Here is a 14,417-nt window from a genome sequence, read left to right on the forward strand (position 1 = left end):
TCACTCGCGGTTGCTTGAAGCGGTCAGGGGCAAACGCGTGTCGAGACACCTGCGACCAGGGGGAGGAGGCTCCGTGGGCACGTCACGGACATGAAAAATGCCCTGCACCGGGAGGACGGCTCTGACGCCGAGGTCGCACGCAGCGCACACCAAGGGGTGTGACGCGGTGTCTCAGGACCTCAGACGAGCAACGTCCTTCTCCAATCGGCGGCAACAGGACGTTGTACACCGTACGAAGGCGCTGTGAGCCTGTCAACGCCTTTACGGGGAACTCGATCTTCCTGCTCGAAGGAGGCTCCCGTGCCGAACGAACCGCTCTCAGTGCCGGCCCGGCTCTCTCTGCTGACCTGGGACACCGGGCGGCCGGCTACCGGCGGCACCGCTCCGCGAACCGGCCTGGTGCGGGCCGGCGCCCTCGTCGAGCTGGCCCGGCGCGGGCTGCTGACCGACGTGGACGGCATCGCCACGCCGGTGGACCTGGACGCGAGCGCGGGTGACCCGGTCCTCGACGGGCTGCTGGACCTCGTCCGCGAGTCCTGCCCCCACCCCTGGCACACCTGGGTGACGCTGCGGGCGCGGGTGACCTCCGATGCCGTGCGGGAGCAACTGGTGGCCGACGGGTACGTCCGGGCGGAGAAGAGACGGGTGCTCGGTGTGTTCCCGTCCGTGGAGTACGCGCTGGAACGGGTGGTCGTCGTGGAGACGCTGCGGGAGGAGACACGGCAGGTGCTTCAGGAGCCGCACGAGGGGACGGGCCAGGTGCCTAGCGGTCCGCTGCCGGCCGCCGGGGTCTCCGGTCGCGACGCGGCGGTCGCCGTCCTCGCCGCAGCCGCGCACCTCTTCGGCGAAGGCCCTTCGGGACACTGCACCCGGGAACTGACCGAGCGGGCCGCAGAGGCGAGGCCCGAACTGGTCGGCATCGTCCGCGAGGTGAGTGCGGCGGTGAGCGAGCGGAGGGCGAGGAGCGCGGTGACCGCCTCGCACTGAGACCCCTCGTGGCCGAGTGCGAGGACAACGCCGTGCCGGAGCGGACCCGTCAGCTCAGCACGCGTCGCGCATCAGCTCGGCCAGACCGTGGTCCAGATCGAGCTGGAGGTGCTCCAGGCCGACGGGCACGAGTTCACTCGTGGCCTCGAGGAACCGGCGGATCTCGCTCGAGCGGACGTGGACCACGGCGGTGCCCTCGGGTGCGTGGAACTCCAGCACCGTGCGGTCGTAGCCATAGGGACGCACCCGCACGTCGCCGTGCCCCTCGGCGCTCTTCTGGCCCGCGGCGAGCAGCTCACGGGAGAAGGTCCAGCAGACGTCGACGCCCTCCAGCGTGGCCGGGGCGGGGAAGGTCATACGGACCGCGAAAGGATCACGCCGGTCGTAGTGCAGCGTCGCGGGAATGCTCGGCATACGCGGCGCGGCGGCGACGAGGCGGGCCTCAACGGGCTGCTCGATGACGATGGACAACGCCTTTGCTCCCTTGTGACGGCTGGACGGACACTTCCGGGCGGATGAGGCCGGGCACTGGAAGAGACGACGGAATCAGCCAATCCGTGCACACGAAATGCGAGTGACCTCTGTCACCGCGTTCATGCACCAGAGTGACGTGACTCTCCTCGTGTGCCCCCGAGGACACGTGTGGTGCCGGACGTGCGAGCGGGGAGGCCGTCTGGACGGCACCCGGGGTGTGGGCTAGCTTCGCCCGCCATGAGGCGCATGGGGAGCACGCGACGGGCGGGACGAACACGGGGCAGGGCGACCGCGATGGCGGCCTGCGCGGCGGCACTGGCGGCCCTGACCGCCGTACCGGCGCAGGCGCACGAGCCGGAGCACCGGGCGCCGCACTGGGAACTCAAGGACACCGGCGCCCCGGAGGCACGCTTCCGGGGCCTCGCCGCCGTCAGCCGGAACACCGCCTGGGTCGCCGGCACCGGCGGAACCGTCCTGCGCACCACCGACGGCGGCGCGAGCTGGCGGAACGTGTCGCCGCCCGGCGCGGGGGAGTTGCAGTTCCGGGACGTGGAGGCGTTCGACGCGCGCCGGGCCGTGGTGCTGGCCATCGGCGAGGGGGAGGCGTCCCGGATCTACCGCACCGACGACGGCGGAACGACCTGGACGGAGTCCTTCCGCAACCCCGACCCGAGAGCGTTCTACGACTGTCTCGCCTTCTTCGACCGCCGCCACGGTCTCGCGATGAGCGACCCGGTGGACGGGAAGTTCCGCATCCTGTCGACGGGTGACGGCGGCCGCTCCTGGACGGTGCTGCCGGACCGGGGGATGCCGGCCGCGCAGGAGGGCGAGGCCGGGTTCGCGGCGAGCGGCCAGTGCCTGGTGACGTCCGGTGCGAAGGACGTCTGGCTCGCCACCGGCGGAGCGGCCCGCGCGCGGGTCCTGCACTCCGCCGACCGTGGGGTCACCTGGACGGCCGCCGACGGGCCCCTCCCCGCGGGAGATCCCGCCCGGGGCGTCTTCGCGCTGGCCTTCCGCGACCGCGCCCGAGGCCTTGCCGTCGGCGGCGACTACCGCCCCGACCAGCCCTCGCCGCGCGCCGCCGCGCGCACTGCCGACGGCGGGCGCACCTGGCGCCCGGCGGCCACGCCCGTGCCCGCCTACCGCTCCGGCGTGGCCTGGCTCCCGCACAGCCGGACCGCCGCCCTCGCCGTCGGCCCCACCGGCACCGACCTCACCACGGACGCCGGCCGGACCTGGCGGACCGTGGACGCGGGCTCCTACGACACCGTCGACTGCACGCCGTCCCAAGGGTGCTGGGCCGCCGGTGAGAAGGGCCGGGTTGCCCGCCTGGAGCAGTGAGCATGCGGCGTGCCCTGATCGTTGGCAGTGTGGGTACTCGTTCACTGATCGCGAAAGGAAGTGAGCGAGAATGCCACGCGGTTCGAGCTCCAAGCGGGAGCGTCAGTACGAGCACATCAAGGAGAGCGCGAAGGACCGGGGCGAAAGCACCGGCCGCGCCAAGGAGATCGCCGCCCGGACGGTGAACAAGGAACGCGCCCGCTCCGGCGAGTCCAAGACGGCCAGCCGCACCTCCATCAAGGACATGTCCTCGGGCAAGCGGGGCGGTCAGCGTTCGGGGCAGGGCTCCCAGGGCCCCACCTACGACCAGCTGTACCAGGAGGCCAAGCGCAAGGGCGTCGAGGGCCGTTCCAGCATGAACAAGAGCCAGCTGCAGCGCGCACTGGGCAAGTGAGGCGGACGCCTCAGAGGGTCTCGCGGTAGGCCTCCAGCGCGGGTGCCGTCTTCGTGGCCGTGAACTCGGTGACGCGGTACGCGCACACGCCCGCGACGACGAACGGGTCCTCCGCGGTGATCTCCTCGATCCGCGCGCGATCCCCCGCGACGGCGATGATCACCCCGCCGTCGCGGGGGTTCTTGCGCCCGGACGCGAGGAAGACCCCCTGCCGGTACTGCTCGTCGAGCCAGACCACATGCTCCTCCAGCACGGCGTCGACGGCTTCCAGCGGGGCGGTGTAGGTCAGTTCCAGCACGAACATGATCGGGAGCCTACCCCCGGGCGCCCGTCCGGCCGCCTGGCAGCCCGTAGGCTCGGGCCCATCATGACGACCGTACAGATTCCAGAGGACTGGCCCGCCACCGAGGAGCAGGCCCGTGCCGTGCAGGACGCTCTGCGCGCCCGTGTGATCCTCGGCGAACCGGGGCCGCCGCCCGGAACGGGCCGCGTGACGGGGGTCGACGTCGCGTACGACGACGAACGCGACGTCGTCGCGGCGGCGGCGGTCGTGCTGGACGCGTCGACCCTCGACGTCGTCGCGCAGGCCACCGCCGTGGGCCGGGTCTCCTTCCCCTATGTGCCCGGGCTGCTCGCCTTCCGTGAGATCCCCACGGTCCTCGCCGCCCTCGACGCCCTGCCCTGCCCGCCCGGCCTGGTCGTCTGCGACGGCTACGGCCTCGCCCACCCCCGCCGCTTCGGCCTCGCCAGCCACCTCGGCGTCCTGACCGGCCTGCCCACGATCGGCGTGGCGAAGAACCCGTTCGCGTTCTCCTACGACGACCCGGACACCCCGCGCGGCAGCACCGCCGCCCTGCTCGCCGGCCCGGAGGAGGTCGGCCGGGCCCTGCGCACCCGGGACGCCGTCAAGCCGGTCTTCGTCTCCGTCGGCCACCGGGTGACCCTGGACAACGCCTGCGCGCACACTCTCGCGCTGACCCCCGCCTACCGCATCCCGGAGACCACCCGCAGGGCGGACGCGCTGTGCCGCGAGGCGCTGCGGGAGACGTACCCGGCCTGACCGGCCGCAGGGCGACCGGACGATCTGAGTACCGGCCCTGAGTACCCGTACGGATGCCCGCGGGGCGGCTCCGTCGGCAGGCTGGGGCGCATGACAACGCACCGCGCCCCCAAGCCAGTTGCCGGCCCGACCCAGACCGTCGAGCGGGCCGTCACCACAGGGCTGATCCTCGCCGTCCTGGCCGGGCTCGGCTGGATCGCCGGGATGATCTACACCGTCGCCGAGTGGCCGCTGTAGGCCCCGGCCTGCCTCAGCGGGCCGCCGCGACGCGGAAGCGGATGCCCGCCGTGCGCAGCCGGTCGATCAGCGCGTTGCCCATGGCCACCGCCGTGGTGACCTGACCCGCCGTCTCCGGAAGGTCGTCGAAGGCGAGGCACAGCGCCGACTCGGCCAACATCTTGGCCGTCTCGTCGTAGCCGGGATCGCCGCCCGAGACCTCCGTGTACACCCGCTGACCGCCGCCTTCACCCACGAAGCGCACGGAGAACCAGCTCTTCGCCCGCTTCTCGGGGCTCGGCCCGTCGCCGGGCTTGAGCCGGTCCGACAACCAGCGCCGCGCGGGCGGCACCTGAGCCGCCGCGACCAGCGCGCCGACCGCCGCGACCCCGCCCACGGCGACGGGCAGACGCCGGACGGCCGCGTACTGCCGGTAGCGGAAGTCGGGCCCGTACCGGTCGAGGGCCGACGCCGAGCGCCGCACGATCTGAGGGTCGATGGTCGGCATCGGCAACGCCCACGCGCCGACCTCCTTGGCGAACCGCGGCCCGCCCAACGGCGCCGACGCACGCCGGCCCACCAGCCGCGGCTCGTGCCGCCGCCGGTCACGCGCGGCCGCCGCCATCTCCCGCTGCCGTGCGAACTGGCCCAGCGCGGAGGCGAAGGTGCCGCCGGAGAACGCCGCGTCCGCGGTGACGAAGCCCTCCACGGTCAGGGGCACGTCCTCGGGCAGCTGCTGCACGGTGAAGTACACGCCCAGGTCGTGCGGGATCGAGTCGAACCCGGCGGCGTGCACCAGCCGCGCCCCCGTCTCCCGCGCGCGTGCGTCGTGCCGGACGTACATCAGGTCCACGAACTCGGGCTCGCCGCACAGGTCCAGGTAGTCGGTCCCGGCGTCCGCGCAGGCGGCGACGAGTTCCTCCCCGTATGTCACGTACGGGCCGACGGTCGTGGCCACCACGCGCGCCTGCCCGGCGAGGCCGCGCAGCGATGCCGGATCGGAGACGTCCGCCCGCACCACCCCCACCCCGGCGTCGGCGGGCAGCCGTTCCCGCAGCCGCTCCAGCTTCTGCGCGTCGCGGCCCGCGATCGCCCAGCGCAGCCCCCCGGGCGCGTGGGCGGCCAGGTACTCCGCGGTGAGCGCCCCGGCGAAACTGGTCGCTCCGAAGAGCACGATGTCGTACGGACGGTCCGTCCTGCTTTGCCTGCTCATGACACCCCTCGGTCGTGCAGCCCGTGCCGCTGTCGGTGGCCGAGGCTAGCGTGAGGAGTGCGGAGCCCGACGACGAGCCCGGAGGACGACGATGGCCGTGCCCAGGAATGCCCTGAAGAAGTGGGAGAAAGTGCGCGGGTTCGCACTGGGGCTGCCGGACGCCGTCGAGGAGTTCCCCTGGGGCGAGTCCGTCGCCAAGGTCAACAGCAAGGTCTTCGTCTTCCTCGGGGTGCAGGACGGCAGTTACCCCCTGGGGGTGACGGTGAAGCTCAAGGACGAGACGGCGCACGCCCACGCACTGGCCTGCCCGGGCGCCGAGCCCGCCGGGTACGGCCTGGGCAAGGCGGGCTGGGTGAGCGTTCCCCTGGAGCTGCAGGGCGCCCCGTCCGCGGAGGTGCTCTGCGACTGGGTGGAGGAGAGCTACCGGGTGATCGCCCCGAAGCGGCTGATAGTGGAACTGGACGGAAGCTGACCCGTACGGCAGATTGCTAAGCGCTTGCTCGGCCGGGTCTTGTGCCGAGTGGAACCCGTTCTTAGCATCACTGGTGTTACATCAGATGTGTCACAGCACTGGGGGCTGGATGACCACGGCAAGGACGCCAGGACACGGCCCGCTCACCGGCGTGCGCGTCGTCGAGCTGGCCGGTATCGGCCCCGGCCCGTTCGCCGCCATGCTCCTGGCCGACCTCGGGGCCGACGTCGTGCGGGTGGACCGGCCCGGCGGCCCCGGGCTCGCGATCGACCCGGCGTACGACGTCACCAACCGCAACAAGCGCTCGGTGGTCGTCGACCTGAAGGCCCCGGACGGCCCGGAGCGGGTGCTCGACCTCGTGGCCCGCGCCGACATCCTGATCGAGGGCTACCGCCCCGGCGTCGCCGAGCGCCTCGGTGTCGGCCCCGAGCCCTGCCACGCCCGCAACCCGCGCCTGGTGTACGGCCGGATGACCGGCTGGGGCCAGGACGGCCCGCTCGCCCGGCGCGCCGGGCACGACATCGCGTACATCGCCCCCACCGGCACTCTCCGCATGATCGGCCGGCCGGGTCAGGCGCCGCCGGTCCCGGCCAACCTGCTCGGCGACTACGCGGGCGGCTCCCTCTACCTCGTCGTCGGCGTCCTCGCCGCCCTGCACCACGCCCGTGCGAGCGGCACCGGCCAGGTCGTCGACGCCGCCATCGTCGACGGCACCGCCCACCTCGCCACGATGATCCACGGCATGCTCGCCGCCGGCGGCTGGCAGGACCGCCGCGGCGCCAACCTCCTGGACGGCGGCTGCCCCTACTACGGGACCTACGAGACGGCCGACGGCCGGTACATGGCCGTCGGCGCCCTGGAACCGCAGTTCTACGCCGAATTCCTCGGCCTCCTCGGCGTCGGCGACCGGGCCGGCGCCCGCAAGGACGTCACCCGCTGGGACGAACTGCGTGAAGAGATCGCCGCCCGCTTCAAGACCCGGACGAGGGACGAGTGGACGGCCGTCTTCGACGGCTCCGACGCCTGCGTGGCGCCCGTGCTGTCCCTGCGCGAGGCCCCGCACCACCCGCACCTGGCCGCCCGCGGCACCTTCACCGACCACGGCGGCATCACCCAGCCCGCCCCGGCCCCCCGCTTCTCCGCGACCCCGACCTCCGTCCGCACCGGCCCGGCGCGGCCGGGCGCCGGCACGGCGGACGTCGCCCGGGACTGGGACGTCCCCGGGCTCCTCCCGTCGTCCCGAAACCCTCAGTGAAAGGCCCCCTCGTGAGCACCGAAGCGTACGTCTACGACGCGATCCGCACCCCGCGCGGCCGCGGCAAGGCAAGCGGCGCCCTGCACGGCACCAAGCCCATCGACCTGGTCGTCGGACTCATCCACGAGATCCGTGCCCGCTTCCCGGACCTCGACCCGGCCGCCGTCGACGACATCGTCCTCGGCGTCGTCGGCCCGGTCGGCGACCAGGGCTCCGACATCGCCCGGATCGCCGCCATCGCCGCGGGCCTGCCCGACACGGTCGCCGGTGTGCAGGAGAACCGCTTCTGTGCCTCGGGCCTGGAGGCCGTCAACCTGGCCGCCGCCAAGGTGCGTTCCGGCTGGGAGGACCTCGTCCTCGCGGGCGGTGTCGAGTCGATGTCCCGGGTGCCGATGGCCTCCGACGGCGGCGCCTGGTTCAACGACCCGATGACCAACCTCGAGGTCAACTTCGTGCCCCAGGGCATCGGCGCCGACCTCATCGCCACCATCGAGGGCTTCTCCCGCCGGGACGTCGACGAATACGCGGCCCTCTCCCAGGAGCGGGCCGCCACCGCGATGAAGGACGGCCGCTTCGACAGGTCGGTCGTCCCGGTGAAGGACCGCAGCGGCCTGGTCGTCCTCGACCACGACGAGCACCCGCGCCCCGGCACCACCGCCGACTCCCTCGCCAAGCTGAAGCCGTCCTTCGCGGACATCGGCGAACTCGGCGGCTTCGACGCCGTGGCGCTCCAGCAGTACCACTGGGTGGAGAAGATCGACCACGTCCACCACGCGGGCAACTCCTCCGGAATCGTCGACGGCGCCTCGCTCGTCGCGATCGGCTCCAAGGAGGTCGGCGAGCGCTACGGCCTCACCCCCCGCGCCCGGATCGTCTCCGCCGCCGTGTCCGGCTCCGAGCCGACCATCATGCTCACCGGCCCCGCCCCCGCCACCCGCAAGGCCCTCGCCAAGGCCGGACTGACCATCGACGACATCGACCTCGTCGAGATCAACGAGGCGTTCGCGGCGGTCGTGCTGCGCTTCGTGAAGGACATGGGCCTGTCCCTGGACAAGGTCAACGTCAACGGCGGCGCGATCGCGCTCGGCCACCCCCTCGGCGCCACCGGCGCGATGATCCTCGGCACCCTCGTCGACGAACTCGAGCGCCAGGACAAGCGCTACGGCCTCGCCACGCTGTGCGTCGGCGGCGGCATGGGCGTCGCGACCATCGTCGAGCGCATCTGACCCCCTCCCGACGGATCACACGGAGCACCTCCACATGAGCACTGAGTCCACCACCATCCGCTGGGAACAGGACCGCACCGGCCTCGTCACCCTGGTCATCGACGATCCGCACCAGTCCGCGAACACCATGAACCAGGCGTTCCGCGACTCCCTCGCCGCCGTCACCGACCGTCTGGAGGCCGAGAAGGACTCCATCCGGGGCGTCATCATCACCTCCGCCAAGAAGACCTTCTTCGCCGGCGGCGACCTGCGCGACCTCATCCGCGTCACGCCCGAGACCGCCCAGGAGCTGTTCGACGGCGGCATGGCCATCAAGCGGAACCTGCGCCGCATCGAGACCCTCGGCAAGCCGGTCGTCGCCGCCCTCAACGGCGCGGCCCTGGGCGGCGGTTACGAGATCGCCCTGGCCTGCCACCACCGCGTCGCCCTCGACGCGCCGGGCTCCAAGATCGGCTGCCCCGAGGTCACCCTCGGCCTGCTCCCCGGAGGCGGCGGCGTCGTCCGCACCGTCCGGATGCTCGGCATCGCCGACGCCCTGCTGAAGGTCCTCCTCCAGGGCACCCAGTACAACCCGCGCCGCGCACTGGACAACGGCCTCGTCGACGAGGTGGCCGACAGCCACGAGGACATGCTCGCCAAGGCCCGGGCCTTCATCGACGCCAACCCCGAGTCCCAGCAGCCCTGGGACAAGCCGGGCTACCGCATCCCGGGCGGCACGCCGGCCAACCCCAAGTTCGCCGCGAACCTGCCCGCCTTCCCGGCCAGCCTGCGCAAGCAGACGAACGGCGCCCCCTACCCGGCCCCGCGCAACATCCTGGCCGCCGCCGTCGAGGGCTCCCAGGTCGACTTCGAGACCGCCCAGGTCATCGAGGCCCGCTACTTCGTGGACCTCGCGGCCGGCCAGACCTCGAAGAACATGATCCAGGCGTTCTTCTTCGACCTCCAGGCCGTCAACTCCGGCGCGAACCGCCCCAAGGGCGTCGAGCCCCGCCCGGTCCGCAAGGCCGCTGTGCTCGGCGCCGGGATGATGGGCGCCGGCATCGCCTACTCCTGCGCCCGCGCCGGCATCGACGTCGTCCTGAAGGACGTCTCCCTGGAGGCCGCCCTCAAGGGCAAGGCCTACTCCGAGAAGCTGTGCGCCAAGGCCGTCTCCAAGGGCCGTACGACCCAGGAGAAGGCCGACGCGCTGCTCGCGCGCATCACCCCCACCGCCGAGGTCCAGGACCTGGCCGGCTGTGACGCCGTGATCGAGGCGGTCTTCGAGGACACCTCCCTCAAGCACAAGGTGTTCCAGGAGATCCAGAACGTCGTCGCCCCCGACGCGCTGCTGTGCTCCAACACCTCCACCCTGCCCATCACCGCCCTCGCCGAAGGCGTCGAGCGCCAGGCCGACTTCATCGGCCTGCACTTCTTCTCACCCGTCGACAAGATGCCGCTCGTCGAGATCATCAAGGGCGAGCGCACCGGCGAGGAGGCCCTCGCCCGGGCCTTCGACCTGGTCCGGCAGATCAACAAGACGCCGATCGTCGTCAATGACTCGCGCGGCTTCTTCACCTCCCGCGTCATCGGCCACTTCATCAACGAGGGCGTCGCCATGGTCGGCGAGGGCATCGAGCCCGCCTCCGTCGAACAGGCCGCCGCGCAGGCCGGCTACCCGGCCAAGGTGCTGTCCCTCATGGACGAACTGACGCTGACCCTGCCCCGCAAGATCCGGGCCGAGTCGAAGCGGGCGGTCGAGGAGGCGGGCGGCACCTGGACGGCCCACCCGGCCGAGGCCGTCATCGACCGCATGGTCGACGAGTTCGGCCGCACCGGCCGCAGCGGCGGCGCGGGCTTCTACGACTACGGCGACGACGGCAAGCGCACCGGCCTGTGGCCCGGACTGCGCGAGCACTACACCAGGCCCGGCCACCGGATCCCGTTCCGCGACATGCAGGAACGCATGCTGTTCTCCGAGGCGCTGGACACCGTCCGGCTGCTGGAGGAAGGCGTGCTGACCTCCGTCGCCGACGCCAACATCGGCTCCATCTTGGGGATCGGCTTCCCGGGCTGGACCGGCGGCGTGCTCCAGTACATCAACGGCTACGAGGGCGGCCTGCCCGGCTTCGTGGCCCGCGCGCGTGAACTCGCCCAGCAGTACGGCGAACGCTTCGCCCCGCCCGCCCTGCTGGTGGAGAAGGCGGAGAAGGGGGAGCGGTTCAGCGACTCAGCCCGCGTCTGACCCGCCGGAGCCCGAAGGCCCGGTGAGCCACTCGCCCAGCTCTTCCTTCAGCGACCGCTGGAAGGCGGTGAGGAGCGCCTGCACCACCAGCGGGTGCATATGCGCGGACAGGGACCGCACGTCCTGCGCGTCACGCTCCGCCACCTCACCGCGGAAGAGCCGGGACAGCTCCCGGGCCGCGGCGTGCGCGTGCTCGAGGAGCACCGTGCGCGCCCCGGAGATCGCCTCCTGGGAGAGCGGCACGTCCAGCAGTCCGGCGCCCAGCCGGAGCAGACCGAGGTCGGCCTGGTAGCCGTCGCCCGCTGGCCGGACCACGCCCATGGCCGCGAGCCGATCGACGTCCTCGTCGGCCAGCGGCCGTCCGGCCCGCCGCTCCAGGTCCGCCCGGGTGACGGTCTCCACGGTCTCCGGCGCCCAGGAGGCCACCACGGCCCGGTGGATGGCCAGGTCGCGCGCGCTCAGGTCCGGCGGCAGCTGCCGCAGGTAGCGCTCGATGCCGGACAGTGTCATGCCCTGCTGCTGCAGCTCCTCGATGAGCGCCAGCCGGGCCAGGTGCTCGCGCCCGTAGTGCCCCACCCGCCGCGGACCGAGCACCGGCGGGGGCAGCAGGCCCTTCGTGCCGTAGAAGCGGACCGTGCGCACGGTGACACCGGCCCGGGCCGCCAACTCGTCGATGGTGAGGGTCGGCTCCTCGGTGTCGGTCGTCATGTGCAGCAGTATCGCTGTCTCACCACTGCTGTGAAACCACTCGCGACTCGAGGGACAGCAGTGTGAGAAGTCGCGCTCTGTGACGTACGCCACCGCGTGAGCCGCGGGGCGTGGGGGAAGGTGGCCCCTTGGTCTGTGCCTTTACCGAGGGCGCGGACCTTATGTACGTCCGGAAGCCGAGCGCGACCCGCTCGGGCGCACCAGAGAGTGGATCCACCGTGAGCAAGGACGCCGTGAACACGGCTGCGGCCACGCCGCGTACCGATGCGGCCGCAGTGCCCGCGGACGCGGGCGACGCCGGATACAGCAAGGACCTCAAGGCCCGCCACGTCAACATGATCGCCATCGGAGGCGCGATCGGCACCGGACTCTTCCTGGGCGCGGGCGGCCGCCTCCACAACGCGGGCCCGGCCCTGGCGATCGCCTACCTGGTCTGCGGCGTCTTCGCCTTCTTCGTGGTCAAGGCCCTCGGTGAGCTCGTGCTCTACCGCCCCTCCTCGGGCTCCTTCGTGTCGTACGCGCGTGAGTTCCTCGGCGAGAAGGGTGCGTACGTCGCCGGCTGGATGTACTTCCTGAACTGGTCGACGACCGGCATCGCCGACATCACCGCGATCGCGCTCTACACGCACTACTGGAGCCTGTTCACCGACATCCCGCAGTGGGTGCTCGCGCTGGTCGCCCTCGCGGTGGTCCTGGTGGTGAACCTGATCTCGGTGAAGATCTTCGGCGAGATGGAGTTCTGGTTCGCGATCATCAAGGTCGCGACGCTCGTCGGCTTCATGCTCGTCGGCATCTTCCTGCTCGCCACGCAGCAGGAGGTGGGCGGCCAGACCCCGGGCCTGAGCGTCATCACCGACAACGGCGGCGTCTTCCCGCACGGCATGATGCCGGTCGTCCTGGTCATGCAGGGCGTGATCTTCGCGTACGCGGCGCTGGAGCTCGTGGGTGTCGCCGCGGGCGAGACCGCCGAGCCGGAGAAGGTCGTCCCGCGCGCGGTGAACTCGATCATGTGGCGCGTGGGCCTGTTCTACGTCGGTTCGGTCGTCCTGCTGGCCCTGCTGCTGCCGGGTTCGGTCTACTCGGCCGACCAGAGCCCCTTCGTCACCGTGCTGTCGAAGATCGGCGTCCCCGCCGCGGGCGACGTGATGAACCTGGTGGTCCTGACGGCCGCCATGTCCTCCCTCAACTCGGGCCTCTACTCCACGGGCCGGATCCTGCGCTCCATGGCGATGGCGGGCTCCGCCCCGAAGTTCACCGCACGCATGAACCGCAGCCAGGTGCCCTACGGCGGCATCCTGCTGACCTGCGGGGTGTGCGTGCTCGGCGTCGGCCTGAACTTCCTCGTGCCGGCCCAGGCCTTCGAGATCGTGCTGAACGTGGCCTCCCTCGGCATCATCAGCACCTGGGTGATCATCATGGTGTGCCACCTGGTCTTCGTCCGCCGCGCCAAGGCGGGTCTGATCAGCCGCCCCTCCTTCCGCCTTCCGGGCACCCCCGTCACGGAGATCGCCACGATCGTCTTCCTGCTGGCCTGCCTCGGCATGATGTGGAACGACCCCGAGGTGGGCCGCAAGACCCTCCTGCTCATCCCACTGATCGCTGCGATGCTGGTCGCAGGCTGGTTCGGCGTCCGCCGCAGGGTGTCCCGGACGGCGGACCAGGAACTGTCACAGCTGACGAAGTAGCGGGACGGGGCCCGTCGGGCCCCGGCGGGCCGGCTCAGCCCTGGCTGTCGAAGGCCGCTGTCAGGCAGGCGGTGAGGCGGTGGGCGAGGGTGCCGTCGGGGTCCAGGCGGGGGTTGAAGACCGCCACGGTGAGGCCCGCCGCCCCGCCGCCCGTCAGCGCCGTGCGCAGGACGGTCTCCAGCTCCTGCCAGGTCAGGCCGTCCGGCTGCCGGTAGTCGACGGCCGGCATGATCGCGTCGTCCAGGACGTCGACGTCGAGATGGATCCAGTACCCGGCGCCCGTGCCGTCACCGGTCAGCACCCGGACGGCGCGCCGGGCCGCCTCGGCCGCCCCGAGGGCGCGCACGGTGTCCAGTTCCATGGCGTGCAGTGCGGGCGGCAGCGGCTGCATCCCGTACCCCGCGGACTCCTCCGCGTCCCGGAACCCCACGGCGACGACGTCCTCGTCCCGCACGAGCGGGCCCCGGCCCTCCAGGTCGGCCAGCACGCGCGGGCCGCGCCCGGTGGCCAGGGCGAGTTCCATGGAGGCCACCTCGCCGGCTGGCTCTGCCGAGGGCTGGTAGAAGTCGCTGTGCCCGTCCAGGAACAGCAGACCGTGCCGCTCGCGGCGGCGCAGCGCGAGCAGGGTGCCGAGCAGCACGCTGCAGTCGCCGCCGAGCACGACGGGGAACCGGCCGGCGTCGAGGACCCCGCCCACGGCGTCGGCCAGCGCGACGGAGTACGCGGCGATGCCACCGGCGTTCAGAACCCCGGTGTCCGGGTCCCGCTCCGGATCGTACGGGGGCGGCTCGACCCGGCCCGCGCGCCGCGCCCCGAGCCCTTCGGCCAGCCCGGCCCCGAGGAGCGCCGCGGGCAGGTCCTCGACCCCGGTGGGGCGCAGCCCGAGCACGGACGGTGCCTCGACGATCGCCAGCTTCCGCACGTCCGGCTCCCTCGTCAGCCGCCTCGCCCTCACACGTCACGGTGTACGGGCCCCACGGTAGACGGCGGGGCCACCTTCGGCAGGCCGGGCGTCACCCTGACGGGGCAGCACAGGGACGCCCCGTGCGGGTGGCTGCCCGCCGCCGGGCCGATCCGGGTGGCGGGCCGTGCCGCGGGGTGCCCGCGGCCGGGCCGCGCCGGACGCCCCCGGCAGCGTGCCCCCAGCCGGGCCGCGCCGGACGCC

The 14,417-nt window shown here is 72.4% G+C and carries 15 protein-coding genes; 10 read left to right on the forward strand and 5 right to left on the reverse strand.

Going from position 1 to position 14,417, the window contains the following annotated elements; genetic code table 11:
• The first annotated feature begins 300 nt into the window (after positions 1 to 300).
• Positions 301 to 987, forward strand: coding sequence for a GPP34 family phosphoprotein (locus AB0937_RS18440; RefSeq protein ID WP_366712898.1), 687 nt, complete (start codon positions 301 to 303; stop codon positions 985 to 987).
• Between the two features lie 54 nt (positions 988 to 1,041).
• Here the strand turns inward: AB0937_RS18440 and AB0937_RS18445 are convergent, their stop codons facing one another.
• On the reverse strand, positions 1,042 to 1,458 hold the full coding sequence (locus AB0937_RS18445) for an SsgA family sporulation/cell division regulator (protein ID WP_234850588.1): 417 nt from the start codon (positions 1,456 to 1,458) through the stop codon (positions 1,042 to 1,044).
• A 297-nt stretch (positions 1,459 to 1,755) separates the two neighbouring features.
• Here AB0937_RS18445 and AB0937_RS18450 point away from each other — a divergent pair, with 297 nt between their 5' ends.
• Both AB0937_RS18450 and AB0937_RS18455 read left to right on the forward strand, forming a co-directional pair.
• On the forward strand, positions 1,756 to 2,802 hold the full coding sequence (locus tag AB0937_RS18450; protein WP_366713125.1) for an oxidoreductase: 1,047 nt from the start codon (positions 1,756 to 1,758) through the stop codon (positions 2,800 to 2,802).
• 70 nt (positions 2,803 to 2,872) lie between these two features.
• Positions 2,873 to 3,196 carry a plasmid stabilization protein gene (locus AB0937_RS18455; protein WP_366712899.1) on the forward strand — a complete coding sequence of 108 codons (324 nt, stop codon included), beginning with the start codon at positions 2,873 to 2,875 and terminating at the stop codon, positions 3,194 to 3,196.
• Between the two features lie 10 nt (positions 3,197 to 3,206).
• Here the strand turns inward: AB0937_RS18455 and AB0937_RS18460 are convergent, their stop codons facing one another.
• The gene (locus AB0937_RS18460) at positions 3,207 to 3,500 is read right to left on the reverse strand and encodes a YciI family protein (RefSeq protein WP_366712900.1); all 294 of its coding nucleotides are present in this window, start codon (positions 3,498 to 3,500) and stop codon (positions 3,207 to 3,209) included.
• A gap of 63 nt (positions 3,501 to 3,563) precedes the next feature.
• Between AB0937_RS18460 and AB0937_RS18465 the strand changes: the two genes are divergently transcribed.
• Both AB0937_RS18465 and AB0937_RS18470 read left to right on the forward strand, forming a co-directional pair.
• A complete protein-coding gene (locus AB0937_RS18465; protein ID WP_366712902.1) occupies positions 3,564 to 4,256 on the forward strand; it encodes an endonuclease V in 693 nt (230 codons plus the stop codon).
• 90 nt (positions 4,257 to 4,346) lie between these two features.
• Positions 4,347 to 4,493 carry a hypothetical protein gene (locus AB0937_RS18470; protein WP_366712904.1) on the forward strand — a complete coding sequence of 49 codons (147 nt, stop codon included), beginning with the start codon at positions 4,347 to 4,349 and terminating at the stop codon, positions 4,491 to 4,493.
• Between the two features lie 13 nt (positions 4,494 to 4,506).
• Here AB0937_RS18470 and AB0937_RS18475 read toward each other — a convergent pair whose 3' ends face one another.
• Positions 4,507 to 5,685, reverse strand: coding sequence for a saccharopine dehydrogenase NADP-binding domain-containing protein (locus AB0937_RS18475; RefSeq protein ID WP_366712906.1), 1,179 nt, complete (start codon positions 5,683 to 5,685; stop codon positions 4,507 to 4,509).
• 91 nt (positions 5,686 to 5,776) lie between these two features.
• Here AB0937_RS18475 and AB0937_RS18480 point away from each other — a divergent pair, with 91 nt between their 5' ends.
• From AB0937_RS18480 to AB0937_RS18495, 4 genes are all read left to right on the forward strand, one after another.
• Positions 5,777 to 6,157: an MmcQ/YjbR family DNA-binding protein gene (locus AB0937_RS18480; protein ID WP_366712907.1), complete on the forward strand. Its 381-nt coding sequence runs from the start codon at positions 5,777 to 5,779 to the stop codon at positions 6,155 to 6,157.
• A 109-nt stretch (positions 6,158 to 6,266) separates the two neighbouring features.
• The gene (locus AB0937_RS18485) at positions 6,267 to 7,412 is read left to right on the forward strand and encodes a CaiB/BaiF CoA-transferase family protein (protein ID WP_366712909.1); all 1,146 of its coding nucleotides are present in this window, start codon (positions 6,267 to 6,269) and stop codon (positions 7,410 to 7,412) included.
• 11 nt (positions 7,413 to 7,423) lie between these two features.
• Positions 7,424 to 8,638 carry an acetyl-CoA C-acetyltransferase gene (locus AB0937_RS18490; RefSeq protein WP_366712910.1) on the forward strand — a complete coding sequence of 405 codons (1,215 nt, stop codon included), beginning with the start codon at positions 7,424 to 7,426 and terminating at the stop codon, positions 8,636 to 8,638.
• Positions 8,639 to 8,672: 34 nt separating this feature from the next.
• A complete protein-coding gene (locus AB0937_RS18495; RefSeq protein ID WP_366712912.1) occupies positions 8,673 to 10,859 on the forward strand; it encodes a 3-hydroxyacyl-CoA dehydrogenase NAD-binding domain-containing protein in 2,187 nt (728 codons plus the stop codon).
• Here AB0937_RS18495 and AB0937_RS18500 read toward each other — a convergent pair.
• Positions 10,845 to 11,567, reverse strand: coding sequence for a MerR family transcriptional regulator (locus tag AB0937_RS18500; RefSeq protein WP_366712913.1), 723 nt, complete (start codon positions 11,565 to 11,567; stop codon positions 10,845 to 10,847). The two genes, AB0937_RS18495 and AB0937_RS18500, sit on opposite strands and share 15 nt — an antisense overlap.
• 218 nt (positions 11,568 to 11,785) lie before the next feature.
• On the opposite strand from AB0937_RS18500, the gene AB0937_RS18505 reads away from it, so the two are divergent.
• The gene (locus AB0937_RS18505; RefSeq protein ID WP_366712915.1) at positions 11,786 to 13,252 is read left to right on the forward strand and encodes an amino acid permease; all 1,467 of its coding nucleotides are present in this window, start codon (positions 11,786 to 11,788) and stop codon (positions 13,250 to 13,252) included.
• Between the two features lie 34 nt (positions 13,253 to 13,286).
• Here AB0937_RS18505 and AB0937_RS18510 read toward each other — a convergent pair whose 3' ends face one another.
• The gene (locus AB0937_RS18510) at positions 13,287 to 14,174 is read right to left on the reverse strand and encodes an arginase family protein (protein ID WP_366712916.1); all 888 of its coding nucleotides are present in this window, start codon (positions 14,172 to 14,174) and stop codon (positions 13,287 to 13,289) included.
• Between the last annotated feature and the right edge of the window lie 243 nt (positions 14,175 to 14,417).

This window comes from Streptomyces sp. NPDC047880 (assembly GCF_040706515.1).
Lineage (GTDB): Bacteria > Actinomycetota > Actinomycetes > Streptomycetales > Streptomycetaceae > Streptomyces.

Coding starts and splice junctions, on each gene's coding strand:
- AB0937_RS18450 (WP_366713125.1), top strand. CDS start 1,756: ATGGCGGCCTGCGCGGCGGCACTGGCGGCCCTGACCGCCGTACCGGCG.
- AB0937_RS18455 (WP_366712899.1), top strand. CDS start 2,873: ATGCCACGCGGTTCGAGCTCCAAGCGGGAGCGTCAGTACGAGCACATC.
- AB0937_RS18460 (WP_366712900.1), bottom strand. CDS start 3,500: ATGTTCGTGCTGGAACTGACCTACACCGCCCCGCTGGAAGCCGTCGAC.
- AB0937_RS18465 (WP_366712902.1), top strand. CDS start 3,564: ATGACGACCGTACAGATTCCAGAGGACTGGCCCGCCACCGAGGAGCAG.
- AB0937_RS18470 (WP_366712904.1), top strand. CDS start 4,347: ATGACAACGCACCGCGCCCCCAAGCCAGTTGCCGGCCCGACCCAGACC.
- AB0937_RS18475 (WP_366712906.1), bottom strand. CDS start 5,685: ATGAGCAGGCAAAGCAGGACGGACCGTCCGTACGACATCGTGCTCTTC.
- AB0937_RS18480 (WP_366712907.1), top strand. CDS start 5,777: ATGGCCGTGCCCAGGAATGCCCTGAAGAAGTGGGAGAAAGTGCGCGGG.
- AB0937_RS18485 (WP_366712909.1), top strand. CDS start 6,267: ATGACCACGGCAAGGACGCCAGGACACGGCCCGCTCACCGGCGTGCGC.
- AB0937_RS18495 (WP_366712912.1), top strand. CDS start 8,673: ATGAGCACTGAGTCCACCACCATCCGCTGGGAACAGGACCGCACCGGC.
- AB0937_RS18500 (WP_366712913.1), bottom strand. CDS start 11,567: ATGACGACCGACACCGAGGAGCCGACCCTCACCATCGACGAGTTGGCG.